This is a genomic window from Candidatus Devosia phytovorans, assembly GCA_029202405.1.
Taxonomy (GTDB): domain Bacteria; phylum Pseudomonadota; class Alphaproteobacteria; order Rhizobiales; family Devosiaceae; genus Devosia; species Devosia phytovorans.
Genome location: CP119312.1, coordinates 610,152 through 626,370 on the forward strand (window position 1 = coordinate 610,152; position 16,219 = coordinate 626,370).

The window sequence follows — 16,219 nt, forward strand, 5'->3', positions numbered from 1 at the left end:
TTGGCACTGCCCGCGATCTGATTAGTCTGATCGGAGCGGCCGAGCTGGCGCGCATGGAGAGCGAGATGACAGTGTCGACGGAAACGAAACGACGGTTTGCCCTGGCCACGGCCCTTCGCGGTCTCTTCATGTTGCTGGCAGGTCTTTATGCGGTGATCTGGCCCACCGAGGCACTGACCATCCTGGTGCTGGCCGGCGGCATCCTGCTGCTGATCGATGGTGCGCTGGGGCTATGGAGCCTGACCTTTGGTGGTGGCAAAAGCGGCAATTACTGGTTCGACGTGGTATCAAATGCGCTGTCACTGATCTTGGGCGTGCTGATCCTGCTCAGCCCGCTGCTCGCAACCATTCTCACCGTGACCTTTATGGCGACGCTGGTCGGTATTGCCGCGCTTGTCGTCGGCGTCATGCAGATCGTGGTGATCACGCGAGAGCGCGAGCACTATGTGCGCATCTGGCCGGTGGTGCTGTCGGGCATTTCCTATGTGCTGCTCGGGCTGGTTTTCCTGTTCTTCCCGCTGCTCAGTGCGTCGATCGGGGTGGTTTTCGGTGGCGTGCTGCTGGTGTTTTTCTCGTTCGGTCTGTTTGGCTGGGCCTGGCGACTTTATCAGCGCAGCAAAGCCTGACGCGCTTCGGTTTCGCGCTGGAGTTCGGCGTTGATTGTGGCGCCCAGCACGACGATCAGTGCCGAATTATACATCCAGAGCAGCAGCACGATGGCAGTGGCCAGCGAGCCGAAGGTCGCCTCGAACTGGCCCAGCCGCTCGACATAGAAAGAGAAGGCGAGGCAGACCAAAAGCCAGAGCAAGACGGCGATGCTGGCGCCGGGCCAGATCCACTTGGCGCGTTTCGAGCGGCGGTCCGGAGCAAAGCGATAGAAGGCGGCCAGCCCCAGAACGCCGAGACCGAGCAGGATGGGCCAGCGCAGCCACAGCACCAGGGCCTGCCCATGACCCAGCCATGGGAAGGCGGCGAAATAGGCCGGGATCAGGGCCACCAGGGTCAGCACCAGGATCATGCCGATGCCGGCCAGGAAGGTGACCCAGACCGACATGGCAATCGCTGCAAGGAAGTTGCGCTTGTCGGGCTCGGCATGAGTGCGAGAGGTGGCATACATCAGCGCTGCCACGCCGCGCGAGGCGCTCCAGGCGGCAATTAGCAGCGAGATGGCGAGGCCGATGCCGAGGCCGGCACGAGGCTGGTCGAGGAGCGCGACCAATTGATCGGCCAGCGTCTGCCGCGCCACCTCGGGCACGATGCCATCTAGGCGATCCACCATGTCGGCGAGAAAGGTCGGCTTGGCGAACAGGCCAAGCAGCAGCACGGCGCTGGTGACGGCAGGAAACAGGGACAGAAAGCCAAAATAGGCCACACCGGCGCAGCGCATGGATGTGTCCATGCGCGTCATCGCCTGGACAGTGCGCCAGATTACCTTGCGCCAGCGATGGCGGTGGGTTTTCGGCGGCGATGTCGTTGTGGCATTTGCGAAAGTCTCGGTCATGCCGGTCAACGCCGGCGCGCACACGAAGTTGCGATCAGCGGTAGATCACGGTGACACCGGCGACCGCTTCGTCCTGCCGATAGATTTCGGCACCCTGCGGCAGGGTCAGCTCGATATTGCCAAAGCCATCCCATCGCGCATCAAGGGCCGCATCGGTCTGACCGACGGAGACAAAGCTTGCGGCATCTTCCGGCAGATCATCGCCAGCAGGGATCAGTGCTGCCTGGGTATTGGGGCCCGTGGTCGTGCCACAATCGCGGGAAAAGACCACGAGGTCGAACTGTCCATCGGGCGCGGTCTGCCGGTCTGAGATGCTGACGTCGCAGCTTGGCGCCAGGCCCGCGACATACCAGAGGCCCGCGCCGACGATCAGGGCAGGGCCCGCCGTCAGCAGCGTGAAGAGCGGCAGGGGGAATTTCTGGCTTTTGGGCAATGCGGACCTGCTGTGGCGAAAAATAGCCATGAATGCCACGCGAGCGTTTCGTCACAAGAAAGTTTCAGTGACACCGCGTGGCCAAGTGCTTACTTACACCAATGCGCTTCTCCGACCAGTTCCTTGATGAAATTCGCCAACGCCTGCCGATTACGCAGGTCGTGGGTGAGCACGTCATGTGGGACAAGCGGAAAAGCCAGCCGGCCAAGGGCGATATGTGGGCCTGCTGTCCCTTTCACGGCGAGAAAAGTCCGAGCTTTCATGCCGATGATCGTCGCGGCATCTATCATTGCTTCGGCTGCGGCGTGTCGGGGGACCATTTTCGTTTTCTGACAGAAAAGGCCGGGATGAGTTTTCCCGAAGCGGTTGAGAAGCTGGCCAATATGGCCGGCGTGCCCATGCCGGCGCGCGATGAGCGGCAGGAGAAGCGCGAGGCCGAGCGCAAGAGCCTGACCGATGTCATGGAGTTGGCAACGAAATATTTCGAGGCAGCGCTGCAGCACAATATCGGGGCGCGGGCGCGCGGCTATCTATTGGAGCGTGGTGTTTCGTCACAAAGCCAGACGCGCTTCCGCATCGGCTTTGCGCCGGATAGCCGCAATGGGCTCAAGGAGCATCTGGCGGCCAATGGCGTTTCGGCGCAGGACATGGTCGATACGGGTCTGGTCGCCAGCCGCGATGGCGACGCGCTGACCTATGACCGGTTCCGCAACCGCGTGATGTTTCCCATCATGGATTTCCGCGGCCGGGTGATTGCCTTTGGCGGGCGCGCCATGTCGGCGGATGTGCCAGCGAAATATCTCAACTCGCCCGAGACCGAGCTCTTTCACAAGCGACAGACGCTCTATAACGGCCAGACAGCCCGGCAGGCGGCGCGCGATGGCAGCACGGTTGTCGTGGTGGAAGGCTATCTCGACGTGATCGCAGCGGTTGCCGCCGGTTTCGAAGGCACCGTCGCGCCGCTCGGGACGGCCATGACGGAAGAACACCTGCAACTGCTCTGGCGCATGTCGCCTGACCCGATCCTCTGCTTTGATGGCGACAAGGCCGGCCTCAAGGCGGCCGAGCGCGCGGCCGACATGGTCATGCCGCATCTCAAACCCGGTTTTACCGTGCGCATTGCGACCCTGCCGGAAGGGCAGGACCCCGATGACCTGATCAAGGCGCATGGCCGTGGCGCCTTTGCCGATGTGCTCGACCGGGCGCGCAGCCTTTCCGATGTGGTCTGGAGCATGGAGACCGGCGGGCTGGTGCCGGAAACGCCCGAGGCGCGTGCTGCCTTGCAGGCGCGGCTGCGCGAGCGGGCCAATGGTATTCAGGACAGTTCGGTCCGCTTCCACTATTCGCAGGCTTTCGATGAAAAGCTGCGCGCCTTCCTCGCGCCCGTGCGGCAGAACCGCTTCGAGCCGCGCGGCGGGCAGCAGCGCTATGGCCAGAGCGGCGCCTATGGCTATCCGGGGCGGGGTACGCCACGCCTCGTCGTTTCGGACACGCTGCGCAATTCGCGCCTGCTCAAGCCGGGTTCGGTGGCCGATGCAACGCCGCGCGAGGCCACCATCATCCTCAGCCTCGTCAATCATCCGACGCTGGTGGAAGACAAGTTCGAGACTCTGGCGGCCGTGGATTTCGAGACGCCGATCGCCCAGAAGGTGATGAGCGAGATCCTCAACCTCTGCGTTCGCCACCATGACATCGCCGCCGATGATCTCAAATCGGCGCTGGGCGTGCGCGGGCATGGGCCGACTCTGGACCGGATGGCCGATGTCCTGGCCCGCCAGGGGGTGTGGCAGACGGCCTCCGAGATCGCGCTTTCGGATGCTGAGATCGGATTGAGTCATGCGCTGGCCTTGCATAACAAGAAAGTTCAGCTAAATAAGGAACTCAAGGCAGCCGAAGCGGCGCTGGGCGAAGACCCGAGCGAAGAAACCTTTGAACGGCTGCGAGACATCAAGAACCAGATTACCACTGTCGATGGCACTGAGGCATTGATCGAAGGATTTGGTTCGTTATCGGGACGCGCGACACGCAGTTTTTAGGAGGCAGCTCCGAAAAACCGGCGAGTACGCGCGATTTTGCGTATGGCGATATGCGAAACCTGGCCGAGGCGAACCACGTAGCTGCTCACGCGTTAACGCTTGAGTGACACAACCTTTACCTTGCCTTGAGGTGTCACCACTTAAAGCCTTATTCGGGCCCGGGCGCACGGGATCCGACGGAGTACCAGATGGCCACCAAGGCAGCAGCAGCTAAGACCACCAAGGAAAACGAGAAGCCGGAAGCCGGCGCCCCCGAGGCGACGAATGATTCCCCGCTGCTCGACCTTTCCGATGCCGCGGTCAAAAAGCTTATCAAGGTCGCCAAGAAGCGCGGCTATGTGACTTATGAAGAACTCAATGCCGTGATGCCCTCCGACGAGGTGTCGTCCGAGCAGATCGAGGATTTCATGTCCATGTTCTCGGACATGGGCATCAATGTCGTCGATGAGGACGAGGTCGAAGAGACCGAAGTCGAAAAAGACGAAGAAGACCAAGGCCAGGAAGTTGCCACTTCCACCGGCACAGCCGTCGCCTCGACCTCCAACACCAAGTCGGGCTCTGATCGTACCGATGACCCGGTGCGCATGTATCTGCGCGAGATGGGCTCGGTCGAACTACTCAGCCGCGAAGGCGAAATCGCCATCGCCAAGCGCATCGAGGCCGGTCGCGAGACCATGATCGAAGGCCTGTGCGAGAGCCCGCTGACCTTCCAGGCCATCATCATCTGGCGCGACCAGCTCGCCCAGGGTGAAATTCTGCTGCGCGACATCATCGACCTTGAAGCCACTTATGCCGGTCCTGATGCCAAGCAGGCAGCGCCCGACATGTCGGCGGCCTATCAGGCGCCCAAACCGGAAGCCGTTGCCGAAAAGCCCAAGGCCGCTCCCGCGCCCAAGCGCGCTTCGTCGGGCGACAGCGACGACGACTACGTCCCCGAAGAACCGCAAGCCCCACAGGATCCGGCGCCCGACGAGGACGATGACGAATACGAAAACGCCCTGTCGCTCTCGGCCATGGAAGCCGAGCTCAAGCCGCAGGTCGTGGAGACTTTCGATCGCATCGCCAATGCCTATGGGCAGATGCGCGAAATCCAGGATCGTCACGCCGAAGATCGCAGCGCCGCCGTTTCCGATGCCGACCGCAAGAAGATCGAAGGCTTCCGCGTCGAAGTGATTGCCGACGTCAAGTCGCTGTCGCTCAATGCCGGCCGTATCGAAAACCTGGTCGAGCAGCTCTACGACATCAACAAGCGTCTGGTGAAGCTCGAAGGACGCCTGCTGCGCCTAGCCGAAAGCTACGGCGTCAAGCGCGAGAAGTTCCTCGAGAACTACTATGGCCGCGAGGTCGATCCGACCTGGGAAGCTTCGCTCGAAGGTTTCGAGGGCAAGGGCTGGGGCGAGTTCGCCAAGCGCGAAGCCGACACTGTGCGCGAGATCCGCGGCGATGTGGCAACGCTTGCGACCGAAGCCGGCCTCAATATCGGTGAATATCGCCGCATCGTGCACAAGGTGCAAAAGGGCGAGCGGGAAGCCGCGATCGCCAAGAAGGAAATGGTGGAAGCCAACCTTCGTCTCGTGATCTCCATTGCCAAGAAGTACACCAACCGCGGGTTGCAGTTCCTCGATCTGATCCAGGAAGGCAATATCGGCCTGATGAAGGCCGTCGATAAGTTCGAATATCGCCGTGGCTACAAGTTCTCCACCTATGCCACCTGGTGGATCCGCCAGGCGATTACCCGCTCGATCGCCGATCAGGCGCGCACCATCCGTATTCCGGTGCATATGATCGAGACGATCAACAAGATCGTCCGCACTTCGCGCCAGATGCTGCATGAAATCGGCCGTGAGCCGACCCCCGAGGAGCTCAGCGAAAAGCTGCAGATGCCTCTGGACAAGGTCCGCAAGGTCCTCAAGATCGCCAAGGAACCGATCTCGCTCGAAACGCCGATCGGTGACGAAGAAGATTCGAACCTGGGCGATTTCATCCAGGACGTGAATGCGATCCAGCCGATCGATGCGGCGATCCAGTCCAACCTGCGCGAAACCACCACCCGCGTGCTGGCGTCGCTGACGCCGCGTGAGGAACGCGTGTTGCGCATGCGCTTCGGCATCGGCATGAACACCGATCATACGCTCGAAGAAGTCGGCCAGCAGTTCTCGGTGACCCGCGAACGTATCCGCCAGATCGAAGCCAAAGCGTTGCGCAAGCTCAAGCATCCAAGCCGGAGCCGCAAGCTGCGGAGCTTCCTGGACAATTAGGAAAGCCTCAGATCATGCCGACGATTTCAATATTCTTCGGCATGATCATCACAATGTATTGGGATGATCATCCGCCGCCGCACTATCACGTCCGCTACAAGGACCAGCGTGCGGTTGTCTCGATCGAGACGGGATTGCTTACGCATGGTAGGCTTCCAGCAGATGCTAGGCGCCTGATCGCAAAGTGGACGGAGCGTCATCGAGCCGAGTTGATGGCCAATTGGGCTCGGGCCGAACAAGACACTGCTCTTTGGCCCATTCGTGGAGCGGACGAAGATGACTGATATCGAGTATGTCGACGTCGTTGCCGTCAAGGCGCTGCCCGATTTTCATCTCTGGGTACGCTTCTCGAATGGACACGAGGGGGTCAGGGATTTTCGGCCGCTTATTGCGGAAGGCGGTCCAATGGCCGCGCAACTTCGCGACGCAGCCGTGTTCAACGGCGTCTATGTCAATGACGACGTGCCGGCTTGGCCCAATGGATATGAGATTGATGCGACCAATCTGCATCTGAAGATGATGCAAGAGGGGCTGCTGATCAAAACCGAGGCTGCGGAATAGCGCGATGAGAGGCAAAATCATCGTCCACCACGCAGAAGAAGGTGGCTATTGGGCTGAAATTCCGAGCTTGCCGGGGTGTGTGACTCAAGCAGAGACACTCGACGAGCTTGATGAAAACATTGAAGAGGCAATTGCCGGCTGGTTGGCGGTAGATACGAAATAGATGGATAAACCTGACCGCCTCAAAGTTTCGACGATCCGCCATGTCATCCCGTTCAAGCTGCTTGTCACATTCTCCGACGGCTCGCATGGCACATTCGATGCCGCGCAGATGATCGGTGAGCGGGGCGAGGGGACCGAGCCACTGCGGGAGCGGCGGTTCTTCGGATCGGTCGAGCTGCGTAATGGCGTACCGACCTGGCCCAATCACTTCGACCTCTCGCCAGACTGGCTGCGCGAGGAAATGGAAAAACGCGGCGAACTCGTTTTGCCGACACCGGTCCGCCACCTGCGCGGGTCGCGACAATAACAGGAGACGAGCCGTGTCGTTTTTCAAGAAATTGTTTGGCGGTGGTGCATCGAGCGCAGAACCGGCCGGCGACAAGGTTCTGGGCGAAGAGGGCTACAAGGGCTTTCTGATCAAGGCCATCGAGATGAAGGCCGGCAGCGAGCTGCAATTGGCCGGCACCATCGAGAAGGATGTCGCCGGTGAACTCAAGACCTATCGCTTTGTGCGCGCCGATCGCATGAGCTCGCGCGACGACCTGATCGCGCTGGCCATTTCCAAGGGTAAGCAGATCATCGACGAACAGGGCGAAGGCATCTTCCGCTAAGCCCCACTCAATCAATTCAGGCAGTGCCTCCACTCGCGGACGATCCGTCCAGCGAGGCAGACCTGCCGCACAGGAGATTTCCCATGGCCAAGAAGCCAACTGCACGCAGTGAATTCGTAATGTTCGACGTCGTCTATGAAGACGGCAGCCAGCGCTCCAACCGCAAGGTCGACAGCAACCTGCTGGGTGGCCTCGATGGCGACGAGCCGGCCAAGGCCGCCATCGAAGAGCAGGACCGCGCCATTTCGGAAAAGTCCGGCCTGCCGCCCCTGGCCATCAAGTCGATCAAGCGTTCGGGCAAGTAGTCTGATGGAGACGATGCATCTGCAGCTCGGCAAGGCCGTCGGTGCGCCGGAGCGGCCGGAAGACGCCGTGCTCGATCCTGTGCCCAATCCGCATCCCGATATCGACTATGTCGCGCGCTATGTGGCGCCCGAGTTCACCTCGCTTTGCCCGGTGACTGGCCAGCCCGATTTTGCCCATCTGGTGATCGACTATATTCCCGACCAGCTCCTGATCGAGTCCAAGTCGCTCAAGCTCTACCTGACGTCGTTCCGCAATCACGGGGCCTTCCACGAGGGCTGCACCATCGACATCGCCAAGAAGATCATCGCCACCGCCAAGCCGCGCTGGCTGCGCATCGGTGGCTATTGGTATCCGCGCGGCGGTATTCCGATCGATGTGTTCTGGCAGACCGGGACGCCACCCGAAGGTGTCTGGCTGCCCGATCCAGGCGTGCCGCCCTATCGCGGCCGCGGCTAGTTCAAAGGCGCTGCTTGACAAGAGCAGCGCCTTTTTCGTTTAGCCCTTGAGCGCCTTGTCGACAGCTGGCTTGACCACGGTGCCATAGAGCTCGATGGCGCGCATGACCTTGTCATGGGGCAGCGTGCCGACGCTGAGCTGCAGGCCGAAGCGGTCATGCTTGAACCACTCGTGTTGCATCAGGATCTTGTCGATGATTTCCTGTGGCGAACCCATGAAATAGGCGCCCTGCGGCGTGGCGCCGGCGTCGAACTGGGCGCGGGTTGTCGGCGGCCAGCCGCGCTCCTTGCCGATGCGGCTCATGGCGGCGCTATGGGCCGGGAAGGCGAAGTCGCGGGCGTCCTGACTGTTGTCGGCGATAAAGCCATGCGAGCTGATGCCGACGGGCATGGCCTTGGGATCGCGGCCGACCTTTTCAGCGGTATCGCGATAGAACTGGACCAGGGGCGCAAACTGGCTTGGCTGGCCACCGATGATGGCGATCATCAGCGGCAGGCCATAATAGGCGGCGCGGGCAACGGAATTGGGCGTGCCGCCAACGGCGATCCAGACGGGCAGCGGGTTCTGGACCGGTTTGGGAAAGATTTCGATGCCGGGAATGGGCTTGGTATTGGCGCTGCCCGGCCAGGCGATTTTGCCGCCCTCGCGGATTTTCAGCAGCAGTTCGAGCTTTTCTTCGAACAGCGTGTCGTAGTCGTCGAGATCATAGCCGAACAGCGGAAAGCTCTCGATGAAGGAGCCGCGGCCGGCCATGATTTCGGCACGACCATTGCTGATCAGATCGACCGTGGCAAACTGCTGCCAGACGCGGATCGGGTCTTCCGAGCTCAGGACGGTGACGGCTGTGGAGAGCTTGATGTTCTTGGTGCGGGCGGCGGCGGCGGCCAGAATGGTCACGGGAGCCGAAGCGACATAGTCCGGGCGGTGGTGTTCGCCCAGGCCATAAAAGCTCAGGCCTAGCTGGTCGGCCAGGTCGATCTCTTCGAGCAGGTCCTTGAGGCGCTCGGCCGGGCTCTGCAGCCGGTCGCCGTTCAGCGCATCGGGGGTGTTTTCAGCGAAAGAATAGAGGCCGAGTTCCATCTGTATAGCTCCTGTTGGCTGACAGATGGCGCGAGCGGCGCATGCGATCAAGAACGCACACGAGTGTAACCGGCGCAGTTGGGCTCTGCGCCGGTGTATCGGATCAGACGTTGTTGGCCGATGGCGTGTAGGCAAAGGGCGAGGGCGTCGCAGCGGGCTCGGGAGCCTTTTCGCCTGCCGCCTTGTGGATCTCGGTGACGAGGGTCGGATCAAGCTTGAGCTTGCTGGCCAAGGCATCGAGATAGGCGCGTTCCGATGCAGTGTCGGCCGTGATAGCGACCAGCGAGGCCGCGTAGATTTCGGCGGCGTGCTCGGGCGTGTCGGCGCGGGCAACAACGGCATTGATGTCGAGTGGCGTCGACAGTTCGTCGAACACCCAGGCCTTTTCCTCCGATGACAGGCTCATGGTTTCGAGCTTGGCAAAGATGGCCTCCTTTTCGTCGGCGTCGATACGGCCATCGGCCTTGGCGGCGGCGATCATGGCGCGCACCAGGGTCTTGCCCAGTTCTTCCTGGCCATGCTCGTCGGAGGGGGCGGGGATGAAGGCGTCCTGCGTCGGGGCAGGGGTTGCGCCCTGCTGCTGGTTCTTCTGGTAATTCTGCCAGGCATTGTAGGCGAGGCCGCCGACAGCGGCGACGGCGCCGACCTTGACGGCATTGCCGGCGAGCTTGCCCAGGCCACCGCCGCTCAGCAGCATGCCGGCGGCCATGCCAGCGGCGCCGGTCATGGCGGTGCGCTGGGTGTTCTTGTCGGTCTGGAGGGCTTTGACGATCTGATCGATATTGAACATGGGAGCTCCGGTGATGATGATCACGACATGGGGAGGCAAGGAGGCGCGCGCAAGACGTGAGGCACAATGCCGCTGGCAGACAAGCAAAGACCCCGGCGGGGCGGCCGGGGTCTTCAACGACATCACCAGAGGGAGGGCTGGCGATACCGGTAGGTTAGTTCCGTTACTGAGCGGCGGGGGCAGCCGGTTCAGCAGCGGGAGCAGCAGGGGCGGCTTCAGTAGCCGGAGCCTCGACTGCGGGGGCTTCCGTTGCCGGAGCAGCGTCAACTGCCGGGGCTTCGGTCATCGGGGCTGCCTCAGCCGGAGCCGCCGGGGCTTCGGTCATTGGCGCCGGCGCCGTCATCGCGTCAGCAGGGGCTTCGATGCCAGCAGGAGCGGCAGAGCCGTCAACCGACGTAGCGGGGCCAGAGTTGGCCGAGAAGACCAGGTAACCGATGGCAAGCAGGGCCAAGGCCACGATGATACCGACAAACCAGCCTGTGCCGCTGGATTCGCGGGTGTAAACAGTGCGGTTGCCGTCGTTGGTATAAACGGTATCGCGTTCAGGGATAGCCATGATTTCGCTCCTTATGTTTCACCGTATGGCTAAGAAACGCGGGCTTTTTGTTTTTGGTTCCCGAATACGTGATCACGCCTCGCGCTCTATAGCGCGGGGCGAATTCATCCTTATGATTCAAGTGATTGTGACAGGTCCGAGTAGCAAAAACCCCAGCGTTTCAGCCTGTCTTGCGTGAAAAACTTTACAGATCGGGCGATTTTTCTTCGCCCTTTTTCTTGGAAATCTTGTCGATCAGCGCCAGGAATAGGGCCGAGGCGATGAAAGTCACGTGCAGGATCGTGTACCACATGATGTGCTGATCGGTGTAACGCGGCACGTTGAGGAAGATCTGCAGCAGGTGGATTGAAGAAATAGCGACGATCGTCGAAGCAACCTTGATTTTGAGCGAGCCGGCGTCGATCTGGCCGAGCCAGTGCACGTCGTCGTCATTGTCGAAGCGCGAGACGAAATTCTCGTAGCCGGAGATGATGACCATGACCACAAGGCTGGCGATCAGCGCGGCGTCGATCAGCGCGAGGATCTTGAGGATGGTCTCGGTCTCGTCCATGCCGATCAGGTGGCTGGCGAAGTCCCAGAGCTTGAAGCCGAAGCTGACGGCATAGAGGGCGAGGGCAAGGCCGAGGCCGATGTAGAAGACCACCAGCAGCCAGCGCGACGCCAGGATGATGCTTTCGACAAAAATTTCAACCCGCTTCATTGAACGCTCCGAGAACTCACGAGCGCTGGCAATAGCAAGTTTTACGCGACAGGCAAGATGGCGCAACTGCATGGGAGACAAGCAAAAAGGCCGGGCAGTGCCCGGCCTTTCGCAAGATGTGGTGTTGGTTAGCCGTTGTTGCCGGCCACGGTGATCAGCGGCGTGATGCGGCGGATGGTGACGCGACGGTTTTCGCGTTCGGCCGCATCGGTGCGGATCTTGAGGTAGCGCTCGCCATAACCCTGAGTGGCCAGGTTCTCCGGCGGCACGCCGTAGAAGTCGGTCAGGATGCGGGCGACGGTGGCGGCACGCAGGTCCGACAGGCGGAGGTTAGAAATATCCGAACCCACGGCATCGGTATGGCCTTCGATCAGGAAGGTTTCACCCGGATTGGTAGCCAGCAGCTGCAACATGCCATTGGCGACGTTGGAGAGCGAGGCCACCTGGTCGCGGCCAATGGTGGCAGCGCCGGTATCGAAGGTCAGGCCACCGACTTCAAGCTTGCGCACGCTGTCGCGGACGCGGGAGGAGCGCTTGACCTCGTCGATCGAATAGATGCGGGCGACCTGTTCCACCGGCGGCTGGGCGAAGAACGAACCCACTTCGTCCTCGTCGGCATAGGAGGCGTCGAGCACATAGTCCTGCACCGGGATGTTGAGGCGCAGCGGGGGCAGGTCGCGGCCCGGATCTTCCCAGTAGATCAGCTGGTCGTCATAGCGATCGTCGAATGTCGCCAGCACATATTCGCGGCCCGAGGGGTCGAAGCGCGAACGGCGCAGAGTATCGCCATTGGCATTGCGCACGGTGACGATCGAACTGCCGTCCGGACGGGTGATCACTTCACGGGTCCGTCCATTGCTGAGGTTCTCGTAATAGATCTCGTCCTGCTGCGGATTGTAGAAACGATCCGTGTCCTGGCCGATCGAATTGACGATCAACTGGGTGCCGACCTGCAGGATCACCTGGGTGATGACGTCACCCGTGCTGACCGGCTGGACCGTGTTCTGCTCGACAATGGCAACATTGTTCTGCTGGCCGATATTGGTCTCGTTGTTGACCTGGGTCGGGCCGTTGTAGTTGGTGACATTGTTGGTGATGTTGGTGATGTAATTGTTCGTCACCGTCTGCGTCACGGTCTCGTTGTTGGTCGCCGTGATTTCCTGGCCCTGTTCGGCGGTAGCCGAAACGGGTGCTTCGGCAGCAAAGGCGCGGAACATTTCGGACGACTGGGCGGCCGCATCGCTTTCGGGCGGAGCAACCAGCTCAACCGCTGTGTCGGCCGGAATCGGCGCAGGGGCAGCCTGGCCATCGACTGGCAGCGGCGCCAGTTCAAGATCCTTGGCACTGTCGAAGACTGGGGCGATCTGCTCCTGGGTGATGCCGGGGGGCAGTTCCTCGATGACTTCCACCGGGACTTCGGCAGCAGGTGCGGCCTGATCAAACGGGCCGGGTGCCTGTGCAGCCGGATCGGCAACAGGGGCTGCGGGATCGACAACGACGGGAGACGCCGGGTCAGCCACAGGGGCCGCAGGCGCGCCAGGCAGGGTCGGGACCTGGGGCAGGCTCAGGCCATAGTTGGCGAGGCAGCTTGCCGTGTCGGCAAAGCCGGCCGAGGTGCAGAGCGCCTGGATTTCAGCCTGTGCGGCGGCAATCTGGGCCTGCGCAGCGGCAGCGTCGCCACCCGACATCATGTCGGCGATGGCGCCGTTATAGACGTCGATCTGGGCCTGCAGGGCCGCCGAGATATCGGCCTGCGGGGCAGGAGCCTGCTCGGCGGGCGGGGCGGGCTGTTCAGCTCCCGGAGCCGGGGCGGCTTCAGGCGCAGGAGCGGCCTCTGGGGCAGCTTCAGGAGCCGGCTGTTCGGCCGGTGCCTCGAAGGGGGCGGGAGCCGCCTGGGCTTCGACTGGAGCTTCTTCAACTGGGGCAGGCGCTTCCTCAGCCGGTGGCGGTGCTACTGCTTCAGAAGCGAGCTCGGGCACCGGTTCAGGCGCTGGCTCCGGCTGCGGCTCGGGGGCGGGTTCTTCGACGGGGGCGGGCTCTTCGACAACCGGAGCCGGCTCTTCAACCGGGGCTGCTTCTGGGGCAGGCTGTTCGACGGGTGCAGCTTCAGGCGCAGGCGCGGGCTCAGGAGCCGGTGCTGCCTCGGGGGGTGGTGCGGGGGCAGGCGCAGCGGGTGCGGCCTCGCCTCCAGCAGCGGGCTGCGCCGCAATGCATTCTTCGAGCGTGGTGAAGCCGGCATCGATACAGGCCTGTGGTAGCGCTGGCGCTTCCTGGGCGATCGAGGCCTGAACTGGGAACATGGAGAGCAGCGTTAGGCTCGACCCGGTGAGCAGCCAATTTCTGAGGCGCATTGTTTTTCTTCCTTTAATGTCGTTGGACACTTGAGCTCAACATCGCGGTGCCAGTCTGAACGCAGACTGAATAGAACTTTATCGATGATAAGCTGACAGTATCTCCCCGCAATCCCGCAACGCCCCGGATTCCCTTTGGTTCCCCGGCAGAAGCTAACGCACGGTGCGATCAGGAAAATGGCGCGATTGGGGCGGAGTGGACGCTTTGCCCGGTTGTTGCGCTGGCCGGTCGGAGGCGATCATGCTAGGGCGCTCACATGCATCAGGCCATCGACACGCGGACGATTTCGACCCAGGGGCAGGGGCTCTATGAGTTCACCAGCATGCTGGACGACTTCTTGCGAAGCTCCGGGATCATGACCGGGCTACTGACGGTCTATGTGCGTCACACGTCCTGCTCCCTGCTGATCCAGGAAAATGCCGACGACGATGTGCAGACAGACCTCATGGGTTTTTATCGGCGCCTCGTGCCTGAGGGCATAGACTGGCTGGTACATACCACCGAGGGGCCGGACGACATGCCAGCCCATATCAAGGCGTCGCTGACCCAGACCTCCATCGGCATTCCGGTGTCCAGTGGGCAGCCCGTGCTGGGGACGTGGCAGGGCATTTATCTATTCGAGCATCGCCGGCGGCCGCATCGGCGCGAAGTGGTGCTCCATGTTATCGGAGAGCGTTGATGGATTGGGGAAGTCTGATCGGCTATTGGCCGTTCGTGCTGGGGCTGATGGTGACGGGCGTGCTGTCCGGCATTGCGGCGGGGCTGCTGGGCATTGGTGGCGGGGCGATCATTGTACCGGCACTCAGCACGGCGCTGTCGCTGATGGGCTATGACAGCGACCTGGTGCAGCATGTCGCCGTCGGTACGTCGCTGGCCATCATCATCCCCACCGGCATGATGAGTGCGCGGGCCCATTACAAGCGCGGGGCGCTGGATATGCGGGTGCTCAAGCTCTGGGCGCCCTTCATCGTTGCGGGCACGTTCATTGGCGGGCTGATGGCCGGGTTTTTCTCGGGCGACGTGTTGCGCATTGTCTTTGCCGTGATGGCATTCGTCATTGCCGCCAATATCGTTTCCGGCTTCCAGACCAAGCTGATGGGCCATCTCAATGGCTCGACCTGGACGCATCGCATCTCGGCGACGGTGGTCGGCTATCTGTCGTCGCTGATGGGCATTGGTGGCGGATCGTTGACCGTGCCGACGCTGGTGGCCTTCGGCGCGACCATGCATGCGGCCGTAGGCACGTCGGCGGCCATTGGCGTGGCGATCGCCGTCTCGGGAACGCTGGGCTTTATCATTTCAGGTTGGGGCGTTGCCGGCCTGCCGCCTCTGAGCCTGGGCTATATCAATCTTGTGGCCCTGGTGCTGGTAGCGGTGCTCGCCGCGGTGTTTGCGCCGCTCGGCGCGGCGCTGGCGCACAGGATGGATCAGAAGACGCTCAAATATGTGTTTGCCGCCTTCCTCGTCGCGGTCGGGCTCAACATGCTCTGGAAAGTGCTGTTCGGCTGAGTGGCGGGTCAAAAGAGAAAAGCCCCCGCTTGCGCGAGGGCTTTTCGTTCTGGGTTGGCGGGAACGGGTGACTACGGTTTATCCGATCGTTCCCACCGCCCAAGCCCCGTAGGGTTATCGGTGATCAGTTGGCGCCGGTGGTTTCGAGTTCCCACTTGACGTTGACGTTGATCGAGAAGGTGAGTTCGCCACCTTCGACCGGCACGTCAGCGCTCTGGGCTTCGGCGCGCATCGAGTACATGGCGACGGGCTGGGGCGAATTAAACCCCTGGCTTTCAGAAATCAGCTCGATCTCATCGAGACGCCCACCGGCAGCCTCGGCGTAAAGCTCGGCTTTGGCGCGGGCGTCGGCGAAAGCGGCCTTGCGGGCATCGTTGTAGAGCTCGGACGGGTCGTTGACGCCAAAGGTAATGCCGTTGACGGTATTCGCGCCGATGGTGACCGACTTGTCGAGAATGGCACCCAGCGTATCGAGCTGGCGCACGGTGACGGTCACGGTGTTGTTGACCTGATAGCCTTCGACCTTGGGCGGCTTGGTATAGCCGTTCTCGTCGCGCTCATCGGTATAGACATAGTTGGGATTGACCGAGAAGCCGGAGGTCTGGATGTCGCGGGCTTCGATGCCCGAGGCCTTGAGCTCGGCAATCAGATCGGCCATGGCGGTAGAATTGGCGTCCAGCGCTTCGCGGGCGGTAGCGCCCTGCGTGGTCACGCCGGAATTGATCTGCGCCATATCGGGCGCGGCCGTCACTTCACCGCGGCCTTCGATCGAGATGCTGCCGGCAAGGGCAGGCATCGAGAGGCTGGCGAGAAGGGCAAAGGGAACGATGGCAGCGAAACGACGCATCTGGAAACTCCTAAATCAGCGGGGCCTGTTTCCCCGTCTATTGCGTCAGTAATGGGGCGTA

At 61.8% G+C, this 16,219-nt stretch carries 20 protein-coding genes; 12 read left to right on the forward strand and 8 right to left on the reverse strand.

Going from position 1 to position 16,219, the window contains the following annotated elements; all coding sequences use genetic code 11:
* Window positions 1–65 precede the first annotated feature (65 nt).
* A complete protein-coding gene (locus P0Y65_02985; protein WEK05240.1) occupies window positions 66–626 on the forward strand; it encodes a DUF308 domain-containing protein in 561 nt (186 codons plus the stop codon).
* Here P0Y65_02985 and P0Y65_02990 read toward each other — a convergent pair.
* Together P0Y65_02990 and P0Y65_02995 are read right to left on the reverse strand one after the other, a co-directional pair.
* Entirely contained in the window at window positions 608–1,501 is an 894-nt protein-coding gene (locus tag P0Y65_02990) for a YihY/virulence factor BrkB family protein (protein ID WEK05241.1), read from the reverse strand. The two genes, P0Y65_02985 and P0Y65_02990, sit on opposite strands and share 19 nt — an antisense overlap.
* 34 nt (window positions 1,502–1,535) lie before the next feature.
* Entirely contained in the window at window positions 1,536–1,934 is a 399-nt protein-coding gene (locus P0Y65_02995) for a hypothetical protein (protein WEK05242.1), read from the reverse strand.
* 101 nt (window positions 1,935–2,035) lie between these two features.
* Between P0Y65_02995 and dnaG the strand changes: the two genes are divergently transcribed.
* The 9 genes from dnaG to queF all read left to right on the forward strand — a co-directional run bounded on the left by dnaG (window position 2,036) and on the right by queF (window position 8,324).
* The gene (gene dnaG, locus P0Y65_03000; GenBank protein ID WEK05243.1) at window positions 2,036–3,970 is read left to right on the forward strand and encodes a DNA primase; all 1,935 of its coding nucleotides are present in this window, start codon (window positions 2,036–2,038) and stop codon (window positions 3,968–3,970) included.
* Window positions 3,971–4,158: 188 nt separating this feature from the next.
* The gene (gene rpoD, locus P0Y65_03005; GenBank protein ID WEK05244.1) at window positions 4,159–6,228 is read left to right on the forward strand and encodes an RNA polymerase sigma factor RpoD; all 2,070 of its coding nucleotides are present in this window, start codon (window positions 4,159–4,161) and stop codon (window positions 6,226–6,228) included.
* Window positions 6,229–6,242: 14 nt separating this feature from the next.
* Window positions 6,243–6,512, forward strand: a complete 270-nt coding sequence (locus tag P0Y65_03010) for a DUF4160 domain-containing protein (protein ID WEK05245.1) — start codon at window positions 6,243–6,245, stop codon at window positions 6,510–6,512.
* Entirely contained in the window at window positions 6,505–6,789 is a 285-nt protein-coding gene (locus P0Y65_03015; GenBank protein WEK05246.1) for a DUF2442 domain-containing protein, read from the forward strand. Before P0Y65_03010 ends, P0Y65_03015 begins: the two co-directional genes overlap by 8 nt.
* Before the next feature lie 4 nt (window positions 6,790–6,793).
* Window positions 6,794–6,952, forward strand: coding sequence for a type II toxin-antitoxin system HicB family antitoxin (locus tag P0Y65_03020; protein WEK05247.1), 159 nt, complete (start codon window positions 6,794–6,796; stop codon window positions 6,950–6,952).
* Complete coding sequence (locus tag P0Y65_03025) at window positions 6,953–7,258, forward strand: DUF2442 domain-containing protein (GenBank protein ID WEK05248.1); 306 nt, start codon at window positions 6,953–6,955, stop codon at window positions 7,256–7,258.
* 13 nt (window positions 7,259–7,271) lie between these two features.
* Window positions 7,272–7,562 carry an HlyU family transcriptional regulator gene (locus P0Y65_03030; protein ID WEK05249.1) on the forward strand — a complete coding sequence of 97 codons (291 nt, stop codon included), beginning with the start codon at window positions 7,272–7,274 and terminating at the stop codon, window positions 7,560–7,562.
* Between the two features lie 83 nt (window positions 7,563–7,645).
* Window positions 7,646–7,867: a hypothetical protein gene (locus P0Y65_03035; GenBank protein ID WEK05250.1), complete on the forward strand. Its 222-nt coding sequence runs from the start codon at window positions 7,646–7,648 to the stop codon at window positions 7,865–7,867.
* 4 nt (window positions 7,868–7,871) lie between these two features.
* Entirely contained in the window at window positions 7,872–8,324 is a 453-nt protein-coding gene (gene queF, locus P0Y65_03040) for a preQ(1) synthase (GenBank protein WEK05251.1), read from the forward strand.
* A 39-nt stretch (window positions 8,325–8,363) separates the two neighbouring features.
* Here queF and P0Y65_03045 read toward each other — a convergent pair whose 3' ends face one another.
* The 5 genes from P0Y65_03045 to P0Y65_03065 form a co-directional block, all read right to left on the reverse strand.
* Window positions 8,364–9,404, reverse strand: coding sequence for an LLM class flavin-dependent oxidoreductase (locus P0Y65_03045; protein ID WEK05252.1), 1,041 nt, complete (start codon window positions 9,402–9,404; stop codon window positions 8,364–8,366).
* Between the two features lie 103 nt (window positions 9,405–9,507).
* On the reverse strand, window positions 9,508–10,194 hold the full coding sequence (locus P0Y65_03050; GenBank protein WEK05253.1) for a tellurite resistance TerB family protein: 687 nt from the start codon (window positions 10,192–10,194) through the stop codon (window positions 9,508–9,510).
* A gap of 163 nt (window positions 10,195–10,357) precedes the next feature.
* Window positions 10,358–10,750, reverse strand: coding sequence for a hypothetical protein (locus tag P0Y65_03055; GenBank protein WEK05254.1), 393 nt, complete (start codon window positions 10,748–10,750; stop codon window positions 10,358–10,360).
* Window positions 10,751–10,934: 184 nt separating this feature from the next.
* Entirely contained in the window at window positions 10,935–11,450 is a 516-nt protein-coding gene (locus tag P0Y65_03060) for a TIGR00645 family protein (GenBank protein ID WEK05255.1), read from the reverse strand.
* 128 nt (window positions 11,451–11,578) lie between these two features.
* Complete coding sequence (locus P0Y65_03065; GenBank protein ID WEK05256.1) at window positions 11,579–13,801, reverse strand: OmpA family protein; 2,223 nt, start codon at window positions 13,799–13,801, stop codon at window positions 11,579–11,581.
* A 257-nt stretch (window positions 13,802–14,058) separates the two neighbouring features.
* Between P0Y65_03065 and P0Y65_03070 the strand changes: the two genes are divergently transcribed.
* Window positions 14,059–14,481 (forward strand): secondary thiamine-phosphate synthase enzyme YjbQ, encoded by a 423-nt coding sequence (locus tag P0Y65_03070; protein ID WEK05257.1) that lies wholly within the window; start codon window positions 14,059–14,061, stop codon window positions 14,479–14,481.
* On the forward strand, window positions 14,481–15,311 hold the full coding sequence (locus P0Y65_03075) for a sulfite exporter TauE/SafE family protein (GenBank protein ID WEK05258.1): 831 nt from the start codon (window positions 14,481–14,483) through the stop codon (window positions 15,309–15,311). Before P0Y65_03070 ends, P0Y65_03075 begins: the two co-directional genes overlap by 1 nt.
* Before the next feature lie 124 nt (window positions 15,312–15,435).
* Here P0Y65_03075 and P0Y65_03080 read toward each other — a convergent pair whose 3' ends face one another.
* Window positions 15,436–16,158: an SIMPL domain-containing protein gene (locus tag P0Y65_03080; protein ID WEK05259.1), complete on the reverse strand. Its 723-nt coding sequence runs from the start codon at window positions 16,156–16,158 to the stop codon at window positions 15,436–15,438.
* Window positions 16,159–16,219 lie beyond the last annotated feature (61 nt).

Bases quoted from the DNA above. Each gene is read 5' to 3' on its own strand.
- P0Y65_03015 (WEK05246.1), top strand. From the start codon at position 6,505: ATGACTGATATCGAGTATGTCGACGTCGTTGCCGTCAAGGCGCTGCCC.
- P0Y65_03010 (WEK05245.1), top strand. From the start codon at position 6,243: ATGCCGACGATTTCAATATTCTTCGGCATGATCATCACAATGTATTGG.
- P0Y65_03025 (WEK05248.1), top strand. From the start codon at position 6,953: ATGGATAAACCTGACCGCCTCAAAGTTTCGACGATCCGCCATGTCATC.
- P0Y65_03035 (WEK05250.1), top strand. From the start codon at position 7,646: ATGGCCAAGAAGCCAACTGCACGCAGTGAATTCGTAATGTTCGACGTC.
- P0Y65_03020 (WEK05247.1), top strand. From the start codon at position 6,794: ATGAGAGGCAAAATCATCGTCCACCACGCAGAAGAAGGTGGCTATTGG.
- P0Y65_03065 (WEK05256.1), bottom strand. From the start codon at position 13,801: ATGCGCCTCAGAAATTGGCTGCTCACCGGGTCGAGCCTAACGCTGCTC.
- P0Y65_03070 (WEK05257.1), top strand. From the start codon at position 14,059: ATGCATCAGGCCATCGACACGCGGACGATTTCGACCCAGGGGCAGGGG.
- P0Y65_03050 (WEK05253.1), bottom strand. From the start codon at position 10,194: ATGTTCAATATCGATCAGATCGTCAAAGCCCTCCAGACCGACAAGAAC.
- P0Y65_02985 (WEK05240.1), top strand. From the start codon at position 66: ATGACAGTGTCGACGGAAACGAAACGACGGTTTGCCCTGGCCACGGCC.
- queF (WEK05251.1), top strand. From the start codon at position 7,872: ATGGAGACGATGCATCTGCAGCTCGGCAAGGCCGTCGGTGCGCCGGAG.
- P0Y65_03075 (WEK05258.1), top strand. From the start codon at position 14,481: ATGGATTGGGGAAGTCTGATCGGCTATTGGCCGTTCGTGCTGGGGCTG.
- P0Y65_03055 (WEK05254.1), bottom strand. From the start codon at position 10,750: ATGGCTATCCCTGAACGCGATACCGTTTATACCAACGACGGCAACCGC.
- dnaG (WEK05243.1), top strand. From the start codon at position 2,036: ATGCGCTTCTCCGACCAGTTCCTTGATGAAATTCGCCAACGCCTGCCG.
- P0Y65_03080 (WEK05259.1), bottom strand. From the start codon at position 16,158: ATGCGTCGTTTCGCTGCCATCGTTCCCTTTGCCCTTCTCGCCAGCCTC.
- P0Y65_02990 (WEK05241.1), bottom strand. From the start codon at position 1,501: ATGACCGAGACTTTCGCAAATGCCACAACGACATCGCCGCCGAAAACC.
- rpoD (WEK05244.1), top strand. From the start codon at position 4,159: ATGGCCACCAAGGCAGCAGCAGCTAAGACCACCAAGGAAAACGAGAAG.
- P0Y65_03060 (WEK05255.1), bottom strand. From the start codon at position 11,450: ATGAAGCGGGTTGAAATTTTTGTCGAAAGCATCATCCTGGCGTCGCGC.
- P0Y65_03045 (WEK05252.1), bottom strand. From the start codon at position 9,404: ATGGAACTCGGCCTCTATTCTTTCGCTGAAAACACCCCCGATGCGCTG.